Genomic DNA, 20,047 nt, shown 5'->3' on the forward strand with positions numbered 1-20,047 from the left:
AGTTGTAAATAACACGATTATTTTTTTCATTTTTTCCTCCTTCATCATAATTATTGCTACATTTATTATTTTACCTTTTTTGCACAAAATTTGGTCGTTGTTCTAATATTTGTTAAATTTTTTCTAGATAATACATTTTACTTAATATAAGGGGAGGACAATGAAAAACTCATACTATCGACTCTATTTCTAACTGTTTTCTCCCTTTTAATTGTATAAGCTGAAACGAAGGCATCCATAATTAATGACAAAGAGAGTAGCAGTGCCATTCAAAAAGAAAACCATCGACAGGCTTTAAAATAGGAGGATATCTAGAAGCAGCGTATGGATAACTTAAAAGAGGGGGCTTTAATAATAGATGACTTAGAAGGTAAAGGCAGACTCTTTTATCTGATGACCACGATAATAAAACCGCCATTTATGGCCTTGAAAAAGCCGGGCTGCGGAACTTTCCAAAATAGATAATTGTATCGGAAACACGGGGATGGGAAGCAGCAGAAATACTCGATACTGCCAAAACAGGCAGGGCATTCAATTGTGACTGCGTTGCATACTACAAATACAATAGATATTCTTTCACAGTCAATCTTCATGATTCGGCAAGGCTTTTCTTACGCACAATCAACTGACCAGATTGCGGGAAACGAGCTGTATTAAAAAATGGTGGGCAGGAAGTGAAGAAGATATTTCGCTTGTATAAAATATTTTCAATCACCAGGCTATACATTTGAAAATAAGAAGCTTGATAAAGATAGCTTTTACTCACTGATCCATTTTTAGAGCAATCGAACTTAACAGCAGGTCGCAAATTTAAAAAGTATCCGTTAGTTCTTTCACTTATTCTTTATTGATCTGGCCTTGTCATCGGTTAGAAATTCTTGAAGAGTGTTAATAATATTCATACCGAATTTCATCGCTTGGATAATAACTTCTCTTTCAGTCAATTGTAAGAAGGCATCAGCGGGTGCAATGCCAAGAATGAAATTATCCGGCTTTTGTTCAGAATAAAACATTGCTTTCTCTCAGTTTTTGCATAGCGGAAATCCATTAAACTAGATTATCTAGGCATATTCCCACATCTATCTCTTCCAAGTTTGCTGCTATCAATGATGGCAATTACCTCATAATTGCCAGGCTCCCGTATCAACTTTGTTTTAGAAGAAAGAAATTCTAGTACCACTAGGAACTAATACCTTTTTTGTATGAAATTGAAAAAATGTGGAAATTCTCACTTTACAAAGATATATAAATAATATAAACTTTGTTTTGCAGAGTACTTTGTTGAAAAGGAGATAAAAAATGTCAGATCAGAATTATACCAGGTCAGAAATTCTAGAAAATCTTTCTCACATTAAAACCCTTACGAATTACAAAACCGAATATTGTAATCAAACGAGCATTTATTTTATTGTATGGGGGATTATTTGGATGATTGCTTACCCTATGCCATCATTTGATTTGAGTGCTTTTTCGATTGGCGTTTCTTGGTTTACTTTAGGGATTATTGGATGGGCTATTACATTAACAATATATATGAAGCAAGGTAAAACAGACCCGCTGCCATTATTTTTGAGAGCCCAGTTAAGGTATGCCTGGATAGGGCTGTTTATCATCTTGGGAGTTTTTCTTTTCCTTATCTATTCTAATCTCTTGCCATATACGTTTGAAAACATATTGTTTTACATTGTTTTAGTTGTTTCAATTATGTACCTTTTGCTAGGTATTGTATTAACGAAAGAAATTTTCTTCATGGGTGTTTGGCTTAGTGTTCTCGGAATGATTACCTTCTTATTTTTCCCTAATGTCATGAATATTATTTTTGCCGTAATTGGCGGCGGAAGCTTGGTGCTGACTGGGCTGATTTTGAAACGAAAAGGGCATGGAAATGAGTAATGTCAACGAGTTAGATGATTTAATTCATGCAAAGGTTCGTTTAGGAATTATGAGTTTACTCATGGCATACGAAAGTTGTGACTTCTCGTTATTGAAGAAGTCATTAGGGATTACTGATGGGAACCTAGGCTCTCATTTAAAGAAGTTAGAGGAAGCAGAATACATTCAAGTTACTAAAACATTTGTAGCAAAAAAACCAAAAACGATTATACAGGTTACTGATCTTGGCGTTCAAGCTTATAAAAACTATATTAAAACGATTGAAGCGATCTTAAAAAACAACGGTTAAGAAAGGAAGATGCGGTGTGTTGCAGGTTGAGAAAGTAAGCAAATCCTACGGAACAAACAAAGCGTTGAACAATGTATTGCTTACTATTCCCAAGGGGACGTGTTACGGGTTAATTGGTCCTAATGGTTCTGGGAAATCTACCCTGATAAAAATTATTTCGAGAATTATTAGATCCTATGAAGGCAAAATCAAATACATTGGTGGTTCGAAAGGAACGTTAGGGTATGTTCCTCAAGACATCAGTTTAGAGGAAACATTGACTGCTAGAACAAACTTGGAGTTTTTTGGTCAAATTCATGGATTAAAAGGAAGCCCTTTAAAGAAAAAAGCAGAACGAATATTGAAAGACATTGGTTTGTTAGATAGAGCCGATGATATAGTGGAAAGCTTTTCAGGAGGGATGAAGCGTCGATTGAATATTGGCTGTGCACTGATGCATGATCCAGAATTAATTATTTTAGACGAACCAACCGTAGGCGTTGACCCGCAGTCTCGACGCTATATTTTTAATATTGTTAACCAGTTAAAACAGCAAGAAAAAACGATGATCTATGTAAGTCATTACATGGAAGAGATTGAAAATTTGTGCGATTACGTTGCGTTTATCGATAAAGGCAATATTGTTGAGAAAGGAGAAATCAAAGAACTTTTAAATCGTTATGCGAATACTGCAGTGTATTTTGAAGCAGAGGATTCAGCAAAATTATTGTCCAAAGAAAATTTTACGTTCGCTCCATATAAAACAGGTGTTATTATCCAAACCAATGATCCGTTAAAAACATTTACGGAACTTGTTAAATTAAGCAGAGACCATGAGTTTATACCAGAACAACTATCACTCTTTAAGCCGCGGTTAGAGGATTTATTTTTTCAACTAACTGGTACTGATTTGCGAGATCAAAACGAAAAAGGGAAGTGACGAATATGTGGCCGTTGACTAAAATAGAAGCAAAAAAGCAAATAAAAGATAAATCTTTACTCTTTTGGACCCTGCTGCTGCCGATCGTTACGATTGTTATACTGATTGAGTTATTTTCAAAAAACAGTACTCAAAAAACACTTGTAGCTTCACAATCGATCACAGGAATGAGTGTATTCTTTTCTACCTTTGTTATTATTTCAATTGTGATAAGCTTTGTGAAAGACCGAGAGAAAGGGATGGTCGCTAGACTAGCCAGTACCCCGCTAAAGACTTATAGCTTTTTTCTTGGCAAATGTATTCCTTTTTTTATCATCATTGTATTACAAATACTTTTCCTGACAGCCATCGGAGTCTATCTCTATGATATTCAAATTACTGATTATGCTTCTTATCTGATAGTCACTTTATTAATTTCTATTTGGCTTACCTCCTGGGGAGTGGCAATCGCTCTATATGCTAAAACAGAAAATACAGGACTAGTCATGACGAACATTATCGCTCTGGTGACAGCTGTCACATGTGGTTTATGGACTCCTTTTGAGCAGCTTCCTGGTTACCTTCAAACGATTGGGTTCATTTTGCCGCAATACTGGGCTCATCAAGGGTTAGTACAATTTGTTTCAACTCTGCCGGGCGGGGAAGGTTTAGGGACCGTTGCACTTGTTTTGATTGGCTACTCAGTCTTAGGATTTGCGCTTTCTTTGGTTGGCTATAGAGGTTATATTAAGATGGCGAGAAGCTAAAAATATCGTTTGAAGGTTCAAATTCAAGAGGCTGTGATGAAGTGATTACACTCGCAGCCTCAATAAATTTAAAGGATGGTTAAAGTTATGTTAGAAAAATTAAATCTGTTTACTGATAGTTACTTCAGACCATATAAAGAGGATAGTCATTTTTTAGAAAAAAAAGCAAAGTTTTTATTTCACCTTGAGAATCTCTATCGTGATTTAGAAGAAGAAGGTCTTGAAGATCAAGTGATATATCAGGAGATAATGAGGAAAGTAGTGTTGGGTGAAATACCCATTGACCTAAAGGGTTTATCAATAGATCAAAATAAAACGATTAGCTATAAAAATAAATATTTTCAAAATGAATACATAGATAATATTGCTTTTGTCAACGCAAATTATTTTAAATGTGATTTGATAAATTCAAGTATTCAACAAAATATAATATCCTATCTTACTTTTGATAAATGTTATTTTAAAAATGTTCAATTTAATCAATCCACTATCATGCAAACTTCATTTAAAAAAAATGATCTAGTCAATGCAAATTTAAGTGGCTGTAAAATTTCTGATACTTCGTTTTCTGGTTCTACCCTAGCTAATATTCAATTAGATCACTCCACACTATCCAATACAACTTTTGACAATTGCTATATGCAAAAAATATCTTTAAAAAATGCAACTTTAATAAACGTTCAGTTTAATTCTAGCACCTTATCAAAAATAAATTGCGAAGGAGCCAAAATGGATAAGATTACTTTTCGTTTTCTACAAGGGGAACGTGTTGACTTATCTAAGGTTGAGACCTTCTAACCTATAAAAAATAAAAGCAGACCAATCAGAGATTGACTCAAATCAGTCTGCTTTGTGAAGACTTACAACGTAGATGAACTTGAAATGATCGTTGTAGTAGTACAGCGAGCTGCCATTGGCTCAAATAAGTGCTGACCTTCTCCATGTACGCTAACAGCTAGTGTAGTTGGAACTGTGATTTTTTTCATCATCCATACCTCCTGTATATTTTGTATCGACTGAATATTCGGTCGATACAATTTGTATTTTGTAGCAATCCATCCTTGGTGTCAACCCTTTTTTTCCATAAATGGTTATTTTAGTGTTAAATTCCTCATATTAACAATAATGAGTTAGTTTAATCCATGTTTTTCTGATAGAAGTTATGTACTTATATACTAGGCTTTTAGCAGGGATGAAATGTAAAAACAATACAAAATTTCAAAAAATATAGATTGATTAGAAAATAAATGTGTGGTTTAATGGGTTTATGGAAAAAAATGATATTATTGTAAATTTAAGAGAAATTAGTAAGTTTTTTGGTAAAAAAGAAGTTTTATCGAATATCAATTTAACTATTAGAAGGGGTGAATCAGTAGGAATAGTTGGTCCTAACGGAGCGGGAAAAACAACATTAATATCTATGATTCAAGGAATCAAAAGACCAACTTCGGGAATTGTTAAGCTATTTGGAGGAAACCCTAGTCATCCAAAATTCAGAACAAAATTAGGAGTATCACCTCAATCAATTAGCTTGCCAGAAACATTTAAAGCAAAAGAACTAATTGATTTTGTGAGAAAGCATTATCTAGATCAAGATAGTCTTGAAGAGTTAATAGAGGAGTTTAAATTAACTAATATTGCTGATCAAAAAGTTGGTGGGTTATCAGGTGGTCAAAAAAGATTGTTATCAGCATGCTTATCTTTTTCAGGAAACCCTGAATTAGTACTGTTAGATGAACCAACTGCTGGTTTAGATATGAATACTAGAGATACTCTCTGGGAAATTATCAAAAAGCGGCATTTAAAAGGTACAACAGTTATCGTTACAAGTCATTATTCTGAAGATATAGAGAACCTCGCACAAAGAATAGTAAAGATTGATAACGGCGAAATACACCTTGATGAGTCACTTAGTCAAATTAGAAATAAAGCTCAAATGAAAAATATTGTATTAAAAACTAAAAATCCAAACACTTTCGTGAATTTGCCAAGTGTAGAGTCTTATTCCATTGATGGTGAACATCTTATTTTGAAATCTTTTCAATCAGAACAATTAATTAGAGAAATTGTCATGATAGATGAAGATTTTCAAGATCTGAAGGTTTTTGAAGATCGATTAGATCAATACTTTATGGCGAGCTCTGAAGAAAAAGGGAAGGTATCACAGTGAAAAATACAATTTATTTAGCTTCTCTTCATGCCAGATTTCAATTATTAGAAGCATTCCGTATTCCCATTAGTATTGTAATGAGTTTAATCTCACCAACGATTGGTTTATTATTTTTTGTTTTACCGCAACAGTCATCTGGAGCATCCTCGGATGCCGTTACAAAAGCAGTAATTGCTCTTGTGATTTTTGGAGTAATGGTTAATTCGTTATTTCATTTTGCAGTAGAAATCTCTCAAGCTAGAGAACGGCCATGGGGATCTTACACACGATCATTACCGGTTGGGCAAAATTCGATTCTTTTATCGTATCTATTATCTTCAGGAGTATTATCCTTAATCTCTGTAATTCCTTTAGTAACGATGGCCATTTTGTTGACTAATGCTAGCATGCAATTAGGGGAATTCATTATTGGCTTTATCCTACTAATCATTACATCCATTCCCTTTATGCTATTAGGGGTTGTGATTGGTTACTATACAGTATCGAAAGCGGCTGTCGCAATTGTACAAATATTGATGCTTATCTTTGCTTTTGGGGGAGGATTATTTATTCCTCCAGAAACATTCAATGAGCTATTTAACACAATATCTTATTGGTTGCCTTCGCGATCTTCTTTAGAAATTGTTTCTTGGGGAACTGGTATTAATCATGATATTCCGTATAAAGGCTTGATTGGTTGGAGTCTCTGGATGATCTTCTTACTCATTACTATTACTATCAGGCTGAAGAATGAGGTGGATCGAGAGTATTAGATTTAGGAGGTGCTTCGTAATTGATTATTAAATATTTGGGAATTAGAGAACCATTTAAAAAGATACTAGAAAAAATGGCTGCATCAGTTGAAGATCATCCTACCCAGATTATCGATTTAGGTGGTGCAGTAAGGTATGATTTGGAATATTTCATTAACGGCATGGATTTACAGGCTGAAACAATCATCCTATCTAATCGGAGAATAGAGTTAAACGACCTACTAGGTTCATTAGAAGGGGAATTGCTTCAGCGATATAACCAAAGTATTTTATATCGAACATCTCCATTGGATATAAACATTGAATTATATCGAGGTTGGGCTGGGGCTACTGGAAAACTGTTAACAGCATTTTCTCCTAAAGGAGTTAATTGGATTAATTCTAAAGATGTTGCCAAAGCATGCTTGATTTCGAAAGAAGACATAAGAAGTAGAGCTGGAAAGGCTTTTGAATTAACTGGTCCAAAGACTATCTCAATGGAGGAACTAAAAAATATTTTCGAGAGCGATCTAGAAATGACAATTGATATGCAATGTAAATCAAAAAAAGAAATAACGGATATTTTAATGCAAAATAAAATGCCTTTCGATGTGATTGAATGGTTAGTAGATTTTCAAGAGCAGTCTTCAGATATTCGATTAGCGCCAGCTACCACAATATTGGAAAAAATAATTGGACAAAAACCACAAGTTGCCCAGTTATTTAAAAATAAAGAATTAGCTTAAAATGAAGGAGGAAAAAGAATGACTGTACAGGAATGTACTCAACAAAAAAATGTCAGGTATAAGTTAGCTCCTCATATTACATTAGGTAACTTAAGGGGCAGTTTACTAGGATTTAAAGCACAATTTATTACAAAGATTGATGGCGAAGGAGTAGTAGATTTTATCGAAAACATTTCGGGGTTTTTAGCTAGAGATAATGGTGTCTCTATTGAAGAACTGGAGCAGAGTTTTGATGTTGACCAAGGACAACTTGAAAGTGTTTTGGAGTTTTTTGTAGCTAATGGAATATGCGTCAAATCAGAATCAAATTTTAATAGTACAGCATTGTTAGCATACGAACGAGCTGGTGGACAAGTTACACTAGATAACATTTTACATAGAATCAATACTAGTGGGATTGAAGTTGTCGCTCGTGAGAATAATATATTAGCAAAAAGGATTATTGAGAATTTGAAAGAATCTGATCTAAATGTTTTTATGAGAGGACAATCTGAGGAAAAGCCAAGTATTAGAATCGCAGTGGGAACTTCTCATTTAGATCCATTGTTAGAAGAAGTAAACGATCAGGCATTGGAAGATCATACTCCTTGGTTGAGCTTAGTTCCGTATGATGGTCAAACTGCATGGATAGGACCTTTTTTTATTCCCCATCAATCAGCTTGTTTGCATTGCTATAAACTAAGGAAATCAGCTAACTTTTCTGATGAAGTATTCCGTTCAGAATTAATGAAAATTCAGCCAGTGAATGTGAATACTCAACCTGTCTATAATCAACCAATTAATCTCGTGCAAATAGGAATTGCTAGTAATCTGATTACAGAATGGATTGCATTGCGTGATCATGCTCCAAGTGCTATGCCTGGTGGTTTTGCAACCATTAACTTGGATGATAAAGGAATTTCGTTTAACAATCATCGAGTTTATAGAGTTCCGCGTTGTCCTAAATGTTCTCCAACAGCGGATACTGGTTTTCCTCAAGTTTGGTATCATGGCGAGGTGAATAAATAATATGACAAGTAAATGGACAACACTGGAAGAGTCCTGGAGAATACTGGATGGTTTAGCAGATCCTTATGTTGGTATCGTTCGACGAGAATATAGAAAACTTAGAGATGTTGATGATGTGTGGGGTCATTCTTACGGTGCTCATGGAACAGATAGTAAAATTTTATTTGGAATACCTTCTAATTCCTACAATGGCGGGGGATCTGAAAATGCAGCAGCAGCTCGATTAGCAGCGATTGGCGAAACTGTTGAAAGATATAGTGCAGCATATTTGCCACTTGATTCCAAAGATGTGCATTATGGATCTCAAAAATCATTAATTACAGAAGGAAAAAAAGTAATTGGTTTTGCTCAGTGGCAATTATATGCACCTGAGCAATATCAAGATCCTGCGTTTCCTCATGAGATATGGAATGAAGATACAAAGCTATGGTGGAGAAAAGGAATCTATGCTGATACTGGGGAAGAAGTATGGACTCCAGCACAATTAACCCATATTGCCAGTTATACTGATTGGCCTGGAGACTCGAATATTGGTCATGCAACAAGTAATGGTTTAGCTTGTGGTATTACATTTGAAGAAGCTGCTATTTCAGGATTATTTGAAACAGTCGAAAGAGATGCTTTTATGCTGACTTGGTACAATAAATTGAGTCTGCCGCAAATTGATATTAATTCTTCTTTGCGATTAAAAAAGTTTTACGAGCGCTATATTAAACCGACTTCATTAGATTTACATTTAATCGATATGACTGTTTTCTCTGGTATACCGTCTATTTTAGCTGTAATTCGTAATCCACATACTGATTTAGCTCCTTTTGCTATTGGAGCCGCTTCTGCTCACTCGATTGAACGAGCTTGTGAAAAAGCAGCGGTTGAGGGAATGTATACACGTACTTGGATGAAAACAGAACAGCGTTTAGGAAATGCGCTGGTTAATGTAGATTATTTCAAAGATATTAATAGCTTTGAAGATCATATAAAGTTGTATGCAGGTACTGAGCTTGTGAAAGAAGCTGATTTTTTAACAGCAAACAAAGATATGGTAGATGTTGCTGCATATCAACCTTTTGATGATCGCTCTCCTGAAATTTTATGGAGTAGTCTTGTTGGTTATCTAGGTAAAAAAGGGTTTAGAGTGGCTACCTTTGATTTAACTAGCCCCGATATTAAAGATGCAGGAGTTAATGTCGTAAAGTCGATAATACCTGGCTTTAAACCAATAGATGTTCTTTATCGTGGAAGAATGCTGGGAGGAGAAAGAATTTTGAAACATTCTTTTGACTTAGGATTAGTGGATAAGCCATTTACATTAGAAACACTTAATCCTATTCCACACCCATTTCCTTAAATTAAACATAATGAAAGGTGTTTGATACAATGCAGAATATTGAAAGTCATGCTACTAACTTAGTGGATGTAGTTTATGGTAATGAGAGATTGCAATTTGATGATCCTTCGGAAAATTGGTTCGAGGCAACAAAAATATATCGTACGTCAATGGCTTGGGATGCCCCAGGTGTAGCAGCCTTACTGCGTTCGGAAACGCTACAAAAAATTGCTACACATGCAAGTAAACGATTTGATGACTTGCCGCTTATTTCTTTGCCTGATCCATTAAACTCGAATGTAACTCTTGATGAGGTTATTGAAAATCGTAGAAGTATCGAAAGGTTTCAAGGTAGCTCAGTGTCGCTTGAACAACTGTCTACAGTTTTACAAAAAAGCTATGGGTTAGTAGAGCGCCCAGAAGGTCCTAGAAGGCCTATACCGTCTGGTGGCGCCTTATATCCTTTAGATTTATTTGTAATAGTGAATAAAGTAGATTCTTTAGAAAAAGGGATTTATCATTTTGATCCTTACCGTAAAGGGTTAACTAAACTTGGTGAATACTCAGAACAAGGTTTTATGGAGATTATGCTACAGGAGGAATCTGTTCAGGGATTTTCATTTTCAGTTGTTGTGTCGGCTAGCTTTTGGCGTTCAAGATTTAAGTATGGGCATCGTTCCTACCGTTTTGTCTTTCTTGAAGCTGGGCATGTTATGCAAAATATGATTTTGCTTGCTACTGCCTTGAACATTAATAGTAGACCCTATGGGGGATTCATTGATGATGAGTTGATGAAAATGATAGGTGGTTATAATGGAGTAGATGATGCACCGATTTATACTTTAGTGGCCGGTATTTGATAACATGTTCTTTTCATTAATACTAGGGACCCTAATACATCTATTAGGGCTCTTTATTTCTAAGTGTTTTTTTTATTTAAGGATAAAGGGTATTGTGACAAATAAGCGATTATTTTTTTTGATTAATCCTCAATTAGGATACGATATCCCTACAATTATTGGAACGATTGTTTGTCTTTCAGCAATAGGTTTTGAGTATCTCGATTATTTGCCAACCTCATTGAGCCTTCCTATTATTGTATTGTTTGGTCTCTTAGGTTTTTTGCTTCCTATTATTGTATGGAAGTTTAACGGGAAAACGATTAAGTTTAGGGGAGCATTGCTAAAAAGCATAGACTCACTTGTTTTTCTTCCCATGGTAGCTCTATGTGAAGAAATTCTTTGGAGGTTAATTTTTCCTTTTTTTATTTTAAATCAAATTTTTGACTCTATGGCTATCGTCATTCTATTTAGTTCAGTCGGTTTCATTTTATTGCATTGGTCAATAAGAGGTGTGAATGTTTTAGCTTATATGACACTTTTTACTTTTTTTGCTTGGTTATCTTTTTTATATGCTGGAATCGTAGGAGCTGCCGTTTTTCACATCGTTCATAATTTAGTAATAAAAGCTTTTCGGCCTGTTACAAGAAAAACTCATCTTTCTAGTCTTCCTCCAGCTTCTCAAACTGAGTGGTAACTCAACCAAAGGGGAGTATAACTCTGAAATAAATCCATAATTACGCTTTAAATTAAAAAAGCATGCCGAAAAGGCCACCAAAGCTGACTTTTTTAAAATTATAAACGGGTTAGAAACTTATCTAAGTTACTGTAGTTTCCGGCATAGCAATGTGAAAACCTTGAGATTTTGTGAGTGCAATAGCTCGTTCAGACGTGATAAAATTTTCGACGGCGAGCTTCAACTCTGGAATTTCTCATCCATGTAGCCATGAATAAGAGACTTTATTTTGCCCAATTTGATGCTGTTTTTCTTTTATCGGAATTTACATATCATTCAACCTTAGCAGAAGAATGGTTTTTGAACCAGCTTGAAATAGATATCCTTTCAGTATTTTTTCCTATACCGGGCATATGTACAACATAAGAGGTACTGCCATAATAAACTGCCATTCCTGTATGTCCAGTCATCGATGTTACTTCATTGGCTACTTTTTTTGTTATTAATATGTAACCCTTACTATTATAAGTAGATATTTCTAGATAATTAGATGCTGATGTATCCTTTGAATTTAATAAAAATGTTATTAAAAAAGAATAATTTCCCAGAGGAAAGCATAGCTAATTCTTTTCAATCTACTACACAAAGCTCCTTTTTTTATCATTTTTCAGGACTATAGAAATAAATAGATACAGATGAAGGCTTTTTTATAAAAAAACGATCTTAAAATCAGTAACTAATAATAAAGCTGCAGGAGACTATTCTAAAAACTATGCCTATGTGATATACGCAGATGAACCTCAAAATGAATATATTTATTGTGTTAAAAAACATAACAAGGAAGTAGAATGTGGAGGATTGGCAAGTTCTAATTCGAATATAAAACGTAAACATGAAAATGAGTAAACACCTTAAGGGATTTTATTTTAAGGGTAATCTTTTAACAAGTTAAAAAAACCCATGTGAATTTTGTCAACGGTAAGCGAACCGTAGAGAGCATTATTCAAATTCTATGTTTGTTGTATATTCCAGTAGTTTACGGATAATATTCATAGAACTCTTGCCAAACGTATCCGAGATCACATTGCCAAGTTATATGTTTGAAAAAGGTCATTTTCACTTGACATAAAATTCGGCAATTTAAAGTGATAACGCTTAAGATTATGAAGTTGTTGAATCACTAATGGAGGTATAAAGCTTCCGGCTATAAGACCATACTTGGAGAGATCAGCAATCCATTTGGCAAATTTTTTATCCATTTTTTTGCTTTGGATAGCTTTTATGTCTCTCGGATGCGCCAAAGTAGATGTTGCAGGAATCATCTAATATATTAAACAAAGTAATCCAGTATTTACTGGTAGATTCCGTGCAGGTATCTTTACAATTGTTTTCACAAAACCATTATGACAATTCATTTAGCCCTTTGGTAAAGGTTGAAAAGCGAGGGCGTTTGTAGAAAGTAACTCCTTTTTGGTTGAAGTGATACAAGCAACAATAAAGATTTGGTGAACGTCAATTCCATAGCACATGGGGTAAACAATTTTTAAACCCATAAGTGTATCTGCTTATTTGAATATATAGAGCTAGAACAGTATTGTTTATACAAAGATAAGTCTGCGTGCTCGAGGCTACACTTATTTGTGCTTGAAAAGGCAATCTACACATATAAACATGCGGTCACTTCTTATAGGGAGTAGCCTACTCACCTTTACGTTTTTTAGTTAACTGAGTATCACTATATCTCAAGAATAATAAAAATTGCTAAGTACAGGTATATTTCATAGCATTTTGTGCCTTGAGTGAGAGCGAAAGGAGTGGTCATAAGTATGAACATTATTGAAAAACTAGAAAGTCTAAAACCAGAAAGAAAATTAGCACGGACATGGTTTATGAATGAGCATAAAAGACAAATAAGCTTAACATATGATGAACGAGAAACAGCAGGGATAAGGGTTTTGTCGATTGAAACCTTCTTATGTTATTATTATGTGCTTTTCGGCCACCAGCCAACATCTGTTTTGGATTTAGGGTGTGGAGAAGGTCAGAGTATTAAGTATTTAGCGAAGAGAATACCTAATTCAAAGCTGACTGGTATCGATGCATCAAGTGATGTTATCAAAACAGCTGCAAAAAGAGTAAAAGAAGCAGAATTTATTGCTGCAGATGTCGAGCAATTAAATGAACATTTATTAAGCGAAAAGTATGATGTGATCTTCATTCATTTATGTTTTGGGTTATTTGAGAATCCCTTAAAGCTTCTAAAGGACTTATTCATGCTTTTATCAGATCAGGCGCTAATTTACATTGTGGATTTAAACAGAGAAAGCTGGAATGAAGGGATAAATTCATGTTTATCGGTGGATGAGGAGAAGTACATACACGACCAATATAACGCCTCATTTAATAAAGACGAACTAGAAGAATTATTCGTCTATGTGACAAGAGAAAAAGAATTGACATTTAAAGTAGGATCTTCCTTAATAGGAGGTTTTGATCAGTTCAGTGATGATTTTTTCTCCCTTATAAAAAATAGAGAGTTGCAAGCTGCAATAAAGTCTATCTCTGAAGAAAAAACGCCTGAAACTCATATAATACCTCAATTATTACACTCTTGGATTATTAAAAAGCAATTAAGTTGAATGAGATTTCATTAATTTAAGAAAACCTTCAGAGCCTAGTTCAAGTTATAACGAAATTTCATATAAATGATTAAAAAGTCTATATTTATGCGGCAATTAATTAAACATCCCTCTGTGCTGCAGTAAACCCTCTCACAATAAGCAACAAAAGAATACTAACAGAAAATTAATCGGTGCAACCAACCACTCGTTATGATAGTTTAAGGCTGTCAACAAAGCTGACAGCCATTTTTACAATGTTTACATGATTAACAATGATACCTCTTCTAGAAGAAGTTAGTTAAATTTGGAAGAAGTTAATGGGGGATTTCTCACTCTACAACTTTAAACGAAGCAGCAAGAGTAGGTGCGCTCTCTAAGGTTTTTTCCTCATTCTGAAGGATAAGGTAGTAATCTTCTGGGCGAACAAACGACTTCACAGCCCGATATTGTCCTGGGGACAAACTTTTTTTAAATCGACCTAGTGACAAAGGCTATGAAAGTGAGGTTTTGGGCTGAAGCAAGGTCCCTATACCTTTAAAGGTTTCCTCTTTGAACGGCACGGAATATCATTTGCCATTCATCTTTTTTTCGATTGCAAAATAGTCGCTATAACTAAATTCCATAGGACCTTCATTTTCAATGTTCACTACGATTTCATCATCAGATGCTGTATATATTTCTTTCTCAGTTGATAGGTGAATGCCGCTATTTGAATGAGGACGTTCTTGAATAGGAGCTTCCTCTTTAATGTGTGAATCATCCGTTTGGCATCCAGTAAGAGAAAGAAGTGATAGTATGAGGAAAAAAGCAGTTACTGGACATTTTTTAATCTTAAACCACCTCCTGGCTTTATTATAACAGATTAGTTTTTTATACATATATGTAATTTATAGGAAGTTAAATGAGTGTTCAGGTTATCGAGTTGAAATAACTTTTGGTCGTAAGATATTCAAGTGAAAAATTTGGAAAGCGGCTCCTTTTATATTCTCTCAGGGAGATTTATCTAAATCCTTGTATGAAAAAATTTGACTTATCGCTATACCCGATGTAAGATATAAATTGCAAATGCAAACTATATCTTACATCGGGTAGGGTGGAAAATGAAGAATAATGTAAAGATAACCAGGATTAAAGCCTCTATCACTCAAGAACAACTAGCAAGAAAAATTGGTGTAACTAGACAAACTATTGGTCTTATTGAAAAGGGCGAATATAATCCCAGTCTCCAGTTATGCGTTGCAATAGCCAAGGAACTTAATAAAACTTTAGATGAACTGTTTTGGGAGGTCGATACTAAATGAAGTCTTGGATATCCTTCTTATTGCCAAATGATGAATATAAGGAAAAAAAGATGTTATATTTTTTCTCTGAAGGCGCCATAATCCTTTTACTTTCACTTATTGTAATGATTATCTGCAACAAGTATTTTAATCTAGACGTAGAAACGGTCTTATTAGCAGCTCTTGCTATCTTCCTCTTTTATGTGTCAGGAAGATATATAGTATCGGGTATTGAATATACAGACATTTCGACAGAGAGAGCTTACAGAAAAGAGTTAAGAGTTATATTCATTAGAACGATTAGATTTGTTGTTATTTTTATGGCACTCTATTTGATTTTTATTAATGTACCTACGCGTCTCGACAAATGGTTTGAAATTTTAGGTTTATTGATAAGTATTAGTGTAGTGTGGTTTTTATCTAGTTATATTTCTTTAAAGCGTTCCTATAAGAAAAATAAGGAATTATTATAAAATCCATCTTTGCTCACATATTAGATAAATGAAAGGTAAACTGATAAACCTCTTTCTACACTATTTTTCGATTACCCATGAACTAATAATTGATTAGATCTTTTCATAGGGTGGAAGATTAAAAGGTTTGGTTAATAGGCTATATTTATTAGAGGAGGCAGTATAGTACTCCATTTTTATGTGGTTTGTGCCTATCAAATAAATAGAGTTCATAATCACAGAAAAAAGTATACAAAAAAGCCAGGAACCTTCTGGTATATGCAAGCGTCTTTGTACACTTAATAGGAGGCACCATTCAAAAAAGTGTACAAAGATGTTAGAAGTTTGCCTGGCTTGTAAATAGTTAGGACACTCTTGGTAAAGAGACTTGGAGTTTTTTTGTCTAACATAGTCTATTCAAAAAGCAAAGGAGGTGTAACAAAAAGTCAGAACGGAAATATTCAAGCTTTTATTGATTGGGCAGTAGAAGTTAATTGAAATCCTCACTAAAAGAAGTCCTCTTTTCCCTCTCTAAAAGTCCATCTTGTCTTCTCTTTTAAACAGATACACTATATAATTCCAAGCGTTTTTTTGTGAAGCTAGGTTCACATGAAACACTCTAGAAATCTCTCCAATGATCCAATCTGGTTCTCTTTTTCTGTTGTCTAGTGTAAGCAGTGACATGAGCTCTTCTAACAGAAAGGTAGGTACGCAGAAATAGTAATGAAAGTCTTGTGTGTGTTTGCTTTCGACATTATCAAATGTAAGCACCAACCGTTTGACCAAAGTCTTGCCGTATTTGCTGCGGGTTTTGTTGTTGATTTAAAAAGATTCCCCAAGTGCCTCCGAGATTGTTCAACTCGCTTGAATAGTTAAAGAAGTATACATTCAGCCTCATTTCAGCGTCGATGTCCTTGATGCAATCGAGGATATTTTTTGTTTTCCATTGTTCCAAGTGATAGATTTTCGCGTCCGAGTAGATGTGTTGAATTAATTGATTCATATGTAATCACTTCTTCAATATGTATGACAGTAAGATTAGGCAGTAAAACCTATTGGCTAGATCGGTTAGATAGTATGACACCCTGAAATATAAAAAAATACCATTAAAAAGGATATGTAAAAGCTCATGAGAAAGTCTCAAGAGCCGGTATTGCTGTTATGATTGGGCATGCTCTACAGCTTAAAGGCAAGTGTAACGAAAAAGTAGAGCTGGACTTTAAAGATAAAAATTTTATTCCACTAGAATTACCTTCGAGAGAGCGTGTAAAGTCTGGATTTCAGACATTGAAAAAAGAGAAAAGCCATAGTTTCTTTTTTCCGGCAGATGTAGATGACAGTTTGAAAAAAGATTATAAAAACCGCAGCAACTATTCTTCGTATCAGTATGCGTTTCCTTTACAGCAACGTGTGATGAAAGATAAGGGAATGAGCGAAAGCAAGAGGTCGTTCGAATATGAGTATGTTACTGATCTATTCTTTACAAGTAAGTACACATGGATACATGGTTGGAACTCTTTACACTCAAAAGGTGAAACAGCATTTCATGAAGGGAATGACTCTTCCTTCTCACAGCTCTTTAATTGTCAGGAAGACACCCCCTAGCAGGTTTTGGCATTACGCAAATACTCCCCCGTTATCGAATGCTCGTTAACAGCGAGCTGGCCAGGTGTGCCTTCGAATACAATTTGGCCACCCCGGTGACCACCCTCGGGACCCATGTCAATAATCCAATCCGCGCTCTTGATCACATCCAGGTTGTGCTCGATGACTACCACCGTGTTGCCCCCATCGACCAGGCGGTTCATAATGTTCATCAGACGGGAGATATCATACATATGCAGTCCAGTTGTTGGCTCGTCCATCACATAAAGATTGCCCTTCTTATTCAGCTCTCCGGCCAGTTTGATGCGTTGGCATTCTCCGCCCGACAAGGTATTCAAAGGTTGACCTAGCGTCACGTATCCGAGTCCCACGTCCTCCAGCGTCTGCAATTGACGTAGCAGATCCTCCTTGCTGATGAAGAACTCCGAAGCTTCCCTTACTGTCATAGCGAGAATGTCGCTGATAGATTTTCCGTTCAGTTTATACTGTAGCACTTCATCGCTAAACCGCTTTCCAGAGCAAATTTCACAAGACGTCCTTATCGGTTCGAGAAAGGCTAAATCCGTGTAGATTATCCCGAGACCCTGACAGTTGGAACAGGCTCCCTTGGAGTTGAAACTGAACAGGGAAGCGCTTACCTTGTTGGCTGCAGCAAACAGCCGGCGGATTCCATCCATCATCCCAGTATAAGTAGCAGGATTGGAGCGAATGGATGTGCCCACGGCTGACTGGTCTATGACAATCGCTTCCGGATGCGACGGCAGAAAAGCTCTGTTAATCAACGTGCTTTTGCCTGAGCCGGCCACACCTGTTACAACGGTCATTACACCGACAGGGATATGGACGTTCACATTCTTAAGATTGTAAAGCATGGCACTGGTGACGGTCATCCAGTCCATAGGCGTCCTGGTTGCAGTTTTTAAGGGCAGGCTTTGCTTCAAGTACCGTCCTGTCAAGGTATCCGCGCGGAGTAAGCCTGCAAAATCGCCTTCGTAGACGATTTCTCCCCCGTGGGTTCCCGCATGAGGTCCAACATCAATAATGTAATCGGCGATCTCAATTACTTCGCGGTCATGTTCGATGACGAGCACGGTATTCCCTTTGTCCCGGAGCTGGCACAGCATGCCGTTCAGACGATGGACATCCCGCGGGTGCAGCCCGACGCTCGGTTCGTCGAAAATGTAAATTATGTCTGTAAGGCTGCTGCTAAGGTGACGGACCATCTTGATGCGCTGTGACTCCCCGCCCGACAAAGTTGCAGTCTGTCGATCCAGGCTCAGATAATCCAGCCCGATGGAGACCAGATGGTTCAGCCGGGTCAGTATCCCGTCTACCATTGGGCCGGCAATTGGATCACGAATGGCACCGATCATACGAATAAGCTCTCCAATCTCCATCGCTGCGCATTGGGCAATGTTGTAACCGTTAATCCGGCAGCCCAAGGCCTCTTGATTAAGCCGGCTTCCTCCGCAAAGGCTGCAATGGCTGTAGGATAGGAACCGTTCAATAGATTCGCGTTTGGCTTTTGACAGCTCGCTGCTATCCCGCTTCAAATACAGGCGGGTGAATTTGGTCAGCAGGCCTTCGTAATCCGATTCGATTGCGCCGCCTTTGGTGTAGTATACGATCTTGCTCTCCTTACCGTGAATGAGGGTCTCCCATTCTTCCGGCGTATAGTCAGCGAGCCTCTTGTCGTTGTCGAACAATCCGGAATGGGTATACGTATTCCACAACCAGCCTCCCACTTTAAATGCGGGAAATAGGATCGCTCCTTCATTCAGCGACTTGGACCTATCAAGCAACTTGTCCACATCGACCTGCACCACTTGTCCGACTCCGGAGCATTTCGGGCACATACCAGCCGGGTCGTTAAACGAGAATACATTCGAATTGCCGGAAAATGGTTTACCGATTCTGGAGAACAGCAGCCGGAGCATCGTATAAATATCGGTAACCGTACCGACCGTAGAACGGGAGTTGCCACCGAGCCTTTTCTGATCAATCACCACTGCCGTAGACAAATTCTGGATGAGATCAGTATCCGGCTGACTAAAACGGGGCAGCCGATTGCGAATAAATGCGGAAAACGTCTCGTTAAGCTGCCGCTGAGCTTCAGCGCTGATGGTATCGAAGACCAGAGAAGATTTGCCGGATCCCGAAACTCCGGTGAAAATCGTGATTTTTCGCTTTGGGATGCGGATATTTACGTTTTTTAGGTTGTTTTCTCGTGCACCTTTAATTACGATATCATAGACGTTCATATACTCCACCTCGGATAATCATTTTTTGGCTTTCACAGTATAAAGACAATAGATGTCATGAGTAGGTGAATGTTCTTAATACAGATTAAGTTTGCTCGACACCTGGAAGACTCACGATGCAGAAAGTTCAACTAGGACAAAATAGTGAAATTAAAGTTTTAGACGAAACCAATGAATGAAAAAGAAGTGGCCGAAGAACAGAAGTCCATAATGCACCAATCAACTTCATGTTTTTTCCTTTCAATAAAACCATTCAAAGTTGTTGCTAAATCAAAAATTATTTTTTGTTCCATGATTCGTTACTCTTTCGATATTCTACTTTCATTATAATTCTTAAATATGTCACCTTTTGTCATATTAATAAAAGAGAGGATACCATTTTAACAACGCTATCCGTCAGAGCGGTTCTTTAAAAGGGGGGCAAATATTTCTTCTTTATATAGTAGAAAAAGTTACGATGAGTGGGGACAATATATCCCGAAAG

At 36.4% G+C, this 20,047-nt stretch carries 21 protein-coding genes; 16 read left to right on the plus strand and 5 right to left on the minus strand.

All coding sequences use genetic code 11. The features are described 5' to 3' along the window. Positions 1–833: 833 nt before the first annotated feature. Complete coding sequence (locus BBA02S_RS21370) at positions 834–1,013, minus strand: DUF1611 domain-containing protein (protein ID WP_041096518.1); 180 nt, start codon at positions 1,011–1,013, stop codon at positions 834–836. Positions 1,014–1,299: 286 nt separating this feature from the next. Between BBA02S_RS21370 and BBA02S_RS17635 the strand changes: the two genes are divergently transcribed. From BBA02S_RS17635 to BBA02S_RS17655, 5 genes are all read left to right on the plus strand, one after another. Beyond that, positions 1,300–1,893 carry a hypothetical protein gene (locus BBA02S_RS17635; RefSeq protein WP_041096516.1) on the plus strand — a complete coding sequence of 198 codons (594 nt, stop codon included), beginning with the start codon at positions 1,300–1,302 and terminating at the stop codon, positions 1,891–1,893. Continuing rightward, positions 1,886–2,182 carry a winged helix-turn-helix domain-containing protein gene (locus tag BBA02S_RS17640; RefSeq protein WP_041096514.1) on the plus strand — a complete coding sequence of 99 codons (297 nt, stop codon included), beginning with the start codon at positions 1,886–1,888 and terminating at the stop codon, positions 2,180–2,182. Before BBA02S_RS17635 ends, BBA02S_RS17640 begins: the two co-directional genes overlap by 8 nt. 16 nt (positions 2,183–2,198) lie before the next feature. After that, a complete protein-coding gene (locus BBA02S_RS17645; protein ID WP_041096512.1) occupies positions 2,199–3,101 on the plus strand; it encodes an ABC transporter ATP-binding protein in 903 nt (300 codons plus the stop codon). Between the two features lie 5 nt (positions 3,102–3,106). Then, entirely contained in the window at positions 3,107–3,847 is a 741-nt protein-coding gene (locus tag BBA02S_RS17650) for an ABC transporter permease (RefSeq protein ID WP_041096510.1), read from the plus strand. An 87-nt stretch (positions 3,848–3,934) separates the two neighbouring features. Continuing rightward, positions 3,935–4,645 (plus strand): pentapeptide repeat-containing protein, encoded by a 711-nt coding sequence (locus tag BBA02S_RS17655; RefSeq protein ID WP_052475095.1) that lies wholly within the window; start codon positions 3,935–3,937, stop codon positions 4,643–4,645. A gap of 62 nt (positions 4,646–4,707) precedes the next feature. Here the strand turns inward: BBA02S_RS17655 and BBA02S_RS20395 are convergent, their stop codons facing one another. Then, the gene (locus BBA02S_RS20395; RefSeq protein WP_082028107.1) at positions 4,708–4,836 is read right to left on the minus strand and encodes a plantazolicin family TOMM peptide; all 129 of its coding nucleotides are present in this window, start codon (positions 4,834–4,836) and stop codon (positions 4,708–4,710) included. Positions 4,837–5,114: 278 nt separating this feature from the next. Here BBA02S_RS20395 and BBA02S_RS17660 point away from each other — a divergent pair, with 278 nt between their 5' ends. From BBA02S_RS17660 to BBA02S_RS17700, 8 genes are all read left to right on the plus strand, one after another. Then, positions 5,115–6,017, plus strand: coding sequence for an ABC transporter ATP-binding protein (locus BBA02S_RS17660; RefSeq protein ID WP_041098081.1), 903 nt, complete (start codon positions 5,115–5,117; stop codon positions 6,015–6,017). Beyond that, complete coding sequence (locus BBA02S_RS17665) at positions 6,014–6,769, plus strand: ABC transporter permease (protein WP_052475094.1); 756 nt, start codon at positions 6,014–6,016, stop codon at positions 6,767–6,769. The genes BBA02S_RS17660 and BBA02S_RS17665 overlap by 4 nt, the downstream gene beginning before the upstream one ends. 20 nt (positions 6,770–6,789) lie before the next feature. After that, on the plus strand, positions 6,790–7,494 hold the full coding sequence (locus tag BBA02S_RS17670; RefSeq protein WP_041096508.1) for a Rossmann-fold NAD(P)-binding domain-containing protein: 705 nt from the start codon (positions 6,790–6,792) through the stop codon (positions 7,492–7,494). Positions 7,495–7,512: 18 nt separating this feature from the next. Next, complete coding sequence (locus BBA02S_RS17675) at positions 7,513–8,502, plus strand: TOMM precursor leader peptide-binding protein (protein ID WP_041096506.1); 990 nt, start codon at positions 7,513–7,515, stop codon at positions 8,500–8,502. 1 nt (position 8,503) lies between these two features. Then, positions 8,504–9,850 carry a YcaO-like family protein gene (locus tag BBA02S_RS17680; protein WP_041114426.1) on the plus strand — a complete coding sequence of 449 codons (1,347 nt, stop codon included), beginning with the start codon at positions 8,504–8,506 and terminating at the stop codon, positions 9,848–9,850. 29 nt (positions 9,851–9,879) lie between these two features. Further along, positions 9,880–10,689: a SagB/ThcOx family dehydrogenase gene (locus BBA02S_RS17685; protein WP_041096502.1), complete on the plus strand. Its 810-nt coding sequence runs from the start codon at positions 9,880–9,882 to the stop codon at positions 10,687–10,689. A gap of 94 nt (positions 10,690–10,783) precedes the next feature. Further along, on the plus strand, positions 10,784–11,365 hold the full coding sequence (locus BBA02S_RS17690) for a CPBP family intramembrane glutamic endopeptidase (RefSeq protein WP_041114427.1): 582 nt from the start codon (positions 10,784–10,786) through the stop codon (positions 11,363–11,365). A gap of 1,805 nt (positions 11,366–13,170) precedes the next feature. Next, complete coding sequence (locus tag BBA02S_RS17700; RefSeq protein WP_041096498.1) at positions 13,171–13,983, plus strand: class I SAM-dependent methyltransferase; 813 nt, start codon at positions 13,171–13,173, stop codon at positions 13,981–13,983. 548 nt (positions 13,984–14,531) lie between these two features. Here BBA02S_RS17700 and BBA02S_RS17705 read toward each other — a convergent pair. Next, positions 14,532–14,843 carry an immunoglobulin-like domain-containing protein gene (locus BBA02S_RS17705; RefSeq protein WP_041114428.1) on the minus strand — a complete coding sequence of 104 codons (312 nt, stop codon included), beginning with the start codon at positions 14,841–14,843 and terminating at the stop codon, positions 14,532–14,534. A 222-nt stretch (positions 14,844–15,065) separates the two neighbouring features. Here BBA02S_RS17705 and BBA02S_RS17710 point away from each other — a divergent pair, with 222 nt between their 5' ends. Together BBA02S_RS17710 and BBA02S_RS17715 are read left to right on the plus strand one after the other, a co-directional pair. Further along, on the plus strand, positions 15,066–15,266 hold the full coding sequence (locus BBA02S_RS17710) for a helix-turn-helix transcriptional regulator (RefSeq protein ID WP_041096496.1): 201 nt from the start codon (positions 15,066–15,068) through the stop codon (positions 15,264–15,266). Continuing rightward, positions 15,263–15,718, plus strand: a complete 456-nt coding sequence (locus BBA02S_RS17715) for a hypothetical protein (protein WP_041114429.1) — start codon at positions 15,263–15,265, stop codon at positions 15,716–15,718. Before BBA02S_RS17710 ends, BBA02S_RS17715 begins: the two co-directional genes overlap by 4 nt. 736 nt (positions 15,719–16,454) lie before the next feature. Here BBA02S_RS17715 and BBA02S_RS17720 read toward each other — a convergent pair. Next, positions 16,455–16,700 (minus strand): hypothetical protein, encoded by a 246-nt coding sequence (locus BBA02S_RS17720; protein ID WP_041114430.1) that lies wholly within the window; start codon positions 16,698–16,700, stop codon positions 16,455–16,457. 158 nt (positions 16,701–16,858) lie between these two features. On the opposite strand from BBA02S_RS17720, the gene BBA02S_RS17725 reads away from it, so the two are divergent. Further along, positions 16,859–17,302, plus strand: coding sequence for a hypothetical protein (locus tag BBA02S_RS17725; RefSeq protein WP_041096490.1), 444 nt, complete (start codon positions 16,859–16,861; stop codon positions 17,300–17,302). On the opposite strand, the gene BBA02S_RS17730 is transcribed toward BBA02S_RS17725, so the two are convergent. Continuing rightward, positions 17,299–19,563: an ATP-binding cassette domain-containing protein gene (locus BBA02S_RS17730; protein WP_041096488.1), complete on the minus strand. Its 2,265-nt coding sequence runs from the start codon at positions 19,561–19,563 to the stop codon at positions 17,299–17,301. The genes BBA02S_RS17725 and BBA02S_RS17730 overlap by 4 nt on opposite strands. Positions 19,564–20,047 lie beyond the last annotated feature (484 nt).

Source organism: Bacillus badius NBRC 15713 (genome assembly GCF_001591605.1).
Classification (GTDB): domain Bacteria; phylum Bacillota; class Bacilli; order Bacillales; family Domibacillaceae; genus Pseudobacillus; species Pseudobacillus badius.

Excerpts from the sequence above, each read along its gene's own strand:
- BBA02S_RS21370 (WP_041096518.1), bottom strand. The coding sequence starts at position 1,013 with ATGTTTTATTCTGAACAAAAGCCGGATAATTTCATTCTTGGCATTGCA.
- BBA02S_RS17635 (WP_041096516.1), top strand. The coding sequence starts at position 1,300 with ATGTCAGATCAGAATTATACCAGGTCAGAAATTCTAGAAAATCTTTCT.
- BBA02S_RS17640 (WP_041096514.1), top strand. The coding sequence starts at position 1,886 with ATGAGTAATGTCAACGAGTTAGATGATTTAATTCATGCAAAGGTTCGT.
- BBA02S_RS17650 (WP_041096510.1), top strand. The coding sequence starts at position 3,107 with ATGTGGCCGTTGACTAAAATAGAAGCAAAAAAGCAAATAAAAGATAAA.
- BBA02S_RS17655 (WP_052475095.1), top strand. The coding sequence starts at position 3,935 with ATGTTAGAAAAATTAAATCTGTTTACTGATAGTTACTTCAGACCATAT.
- BBA02S_RS20395 (WP_082028107.1), bottom strand. The coding sequence starts at position 4,836 with ATGATGAAAAAAATCACAGTTCCAACTACACTAGCTGTTAGCGTACAT.
- BBA02S_RS17660 (WP_041098081.1), top strand. The coding sequence starts at position 5,115 with ATGGAAAAAAATGATATTATTGTAAATTTAAGAGAAATTAGTAAGTTT.
- BBA02S_RS17675 (WP_041096506.1), top strand. The coding sequence starts at position 7,513 with ATGACTGTACAGGAATGTACTCAACAAAAAAATGTCAGGTATAAGTTA.
- BBA02S_RS17680 (WP_041114426.1), top strand. The coding sequence starts at position 8,504 with ATGACAAGTAAATGGACAACACTGGAAGAGTCCTGGAGAATACTGGAT.
- BBA02S_RS17685 (WP_041096502.1), top strand. The coding sequence starts at position 9,880 with ATGCAGAATATTGAAAGTCATGCTACTAACTTAGTGGATGTAGTTTAT.
- BBA02S_RS17700 (WP_041096498.1), top strand. The coding sequence starts at position 13,171 with ATGAACATTATTGAAAAACTAGAAAGTCTAAAACCAGAAAGAAAATTA.
- BBA02S_RS17705 (WP_041114428.1), bottom strand. The coding sequence starts at position 14,843 with ATGTATAAAAAACTAATCTGTTATAATAAAGCCAGGAGGTGGTTTAAG.
- BBA02S_RS17710 (WP_041096496.1), top strand. The coding sequence starts at position 15,066 with ATGAAGAATAATGTAAAGATAACCAGGATTAAAGCCTCTATCACTCAA.
- BBA02S_RS17715 (WP_041114429.1), top strand. The coding sequence starts at position 15,263 with ATGAAGTCTTGGATATCCTTCTTATTGCCAAATGATGAATATAAGGAA.
- BBA02S_RS17720 (WP_041114430.1), bottom strand. The coding sequence starts at position 16,700 with ATGAATCAATTAATTCAACACATCTACTCGGACGCGAAAATCTATCAC.
- BBA02S_RS17725 (WP_041096490.1), top strand. The coding sequence starts at position 16,859 with ATGATTGGGCATGCTCTACAGCTTAAAGGCAAGTGTAACGAAAAAGTA.
- BBA02S_RS17730 (WP_041096488.1), bottom strand. The coding sequence starts at position 19,563 with ATGAACGTCTATGATATCGTAATTAAAGGTGCACGAGAAAACAACCTA.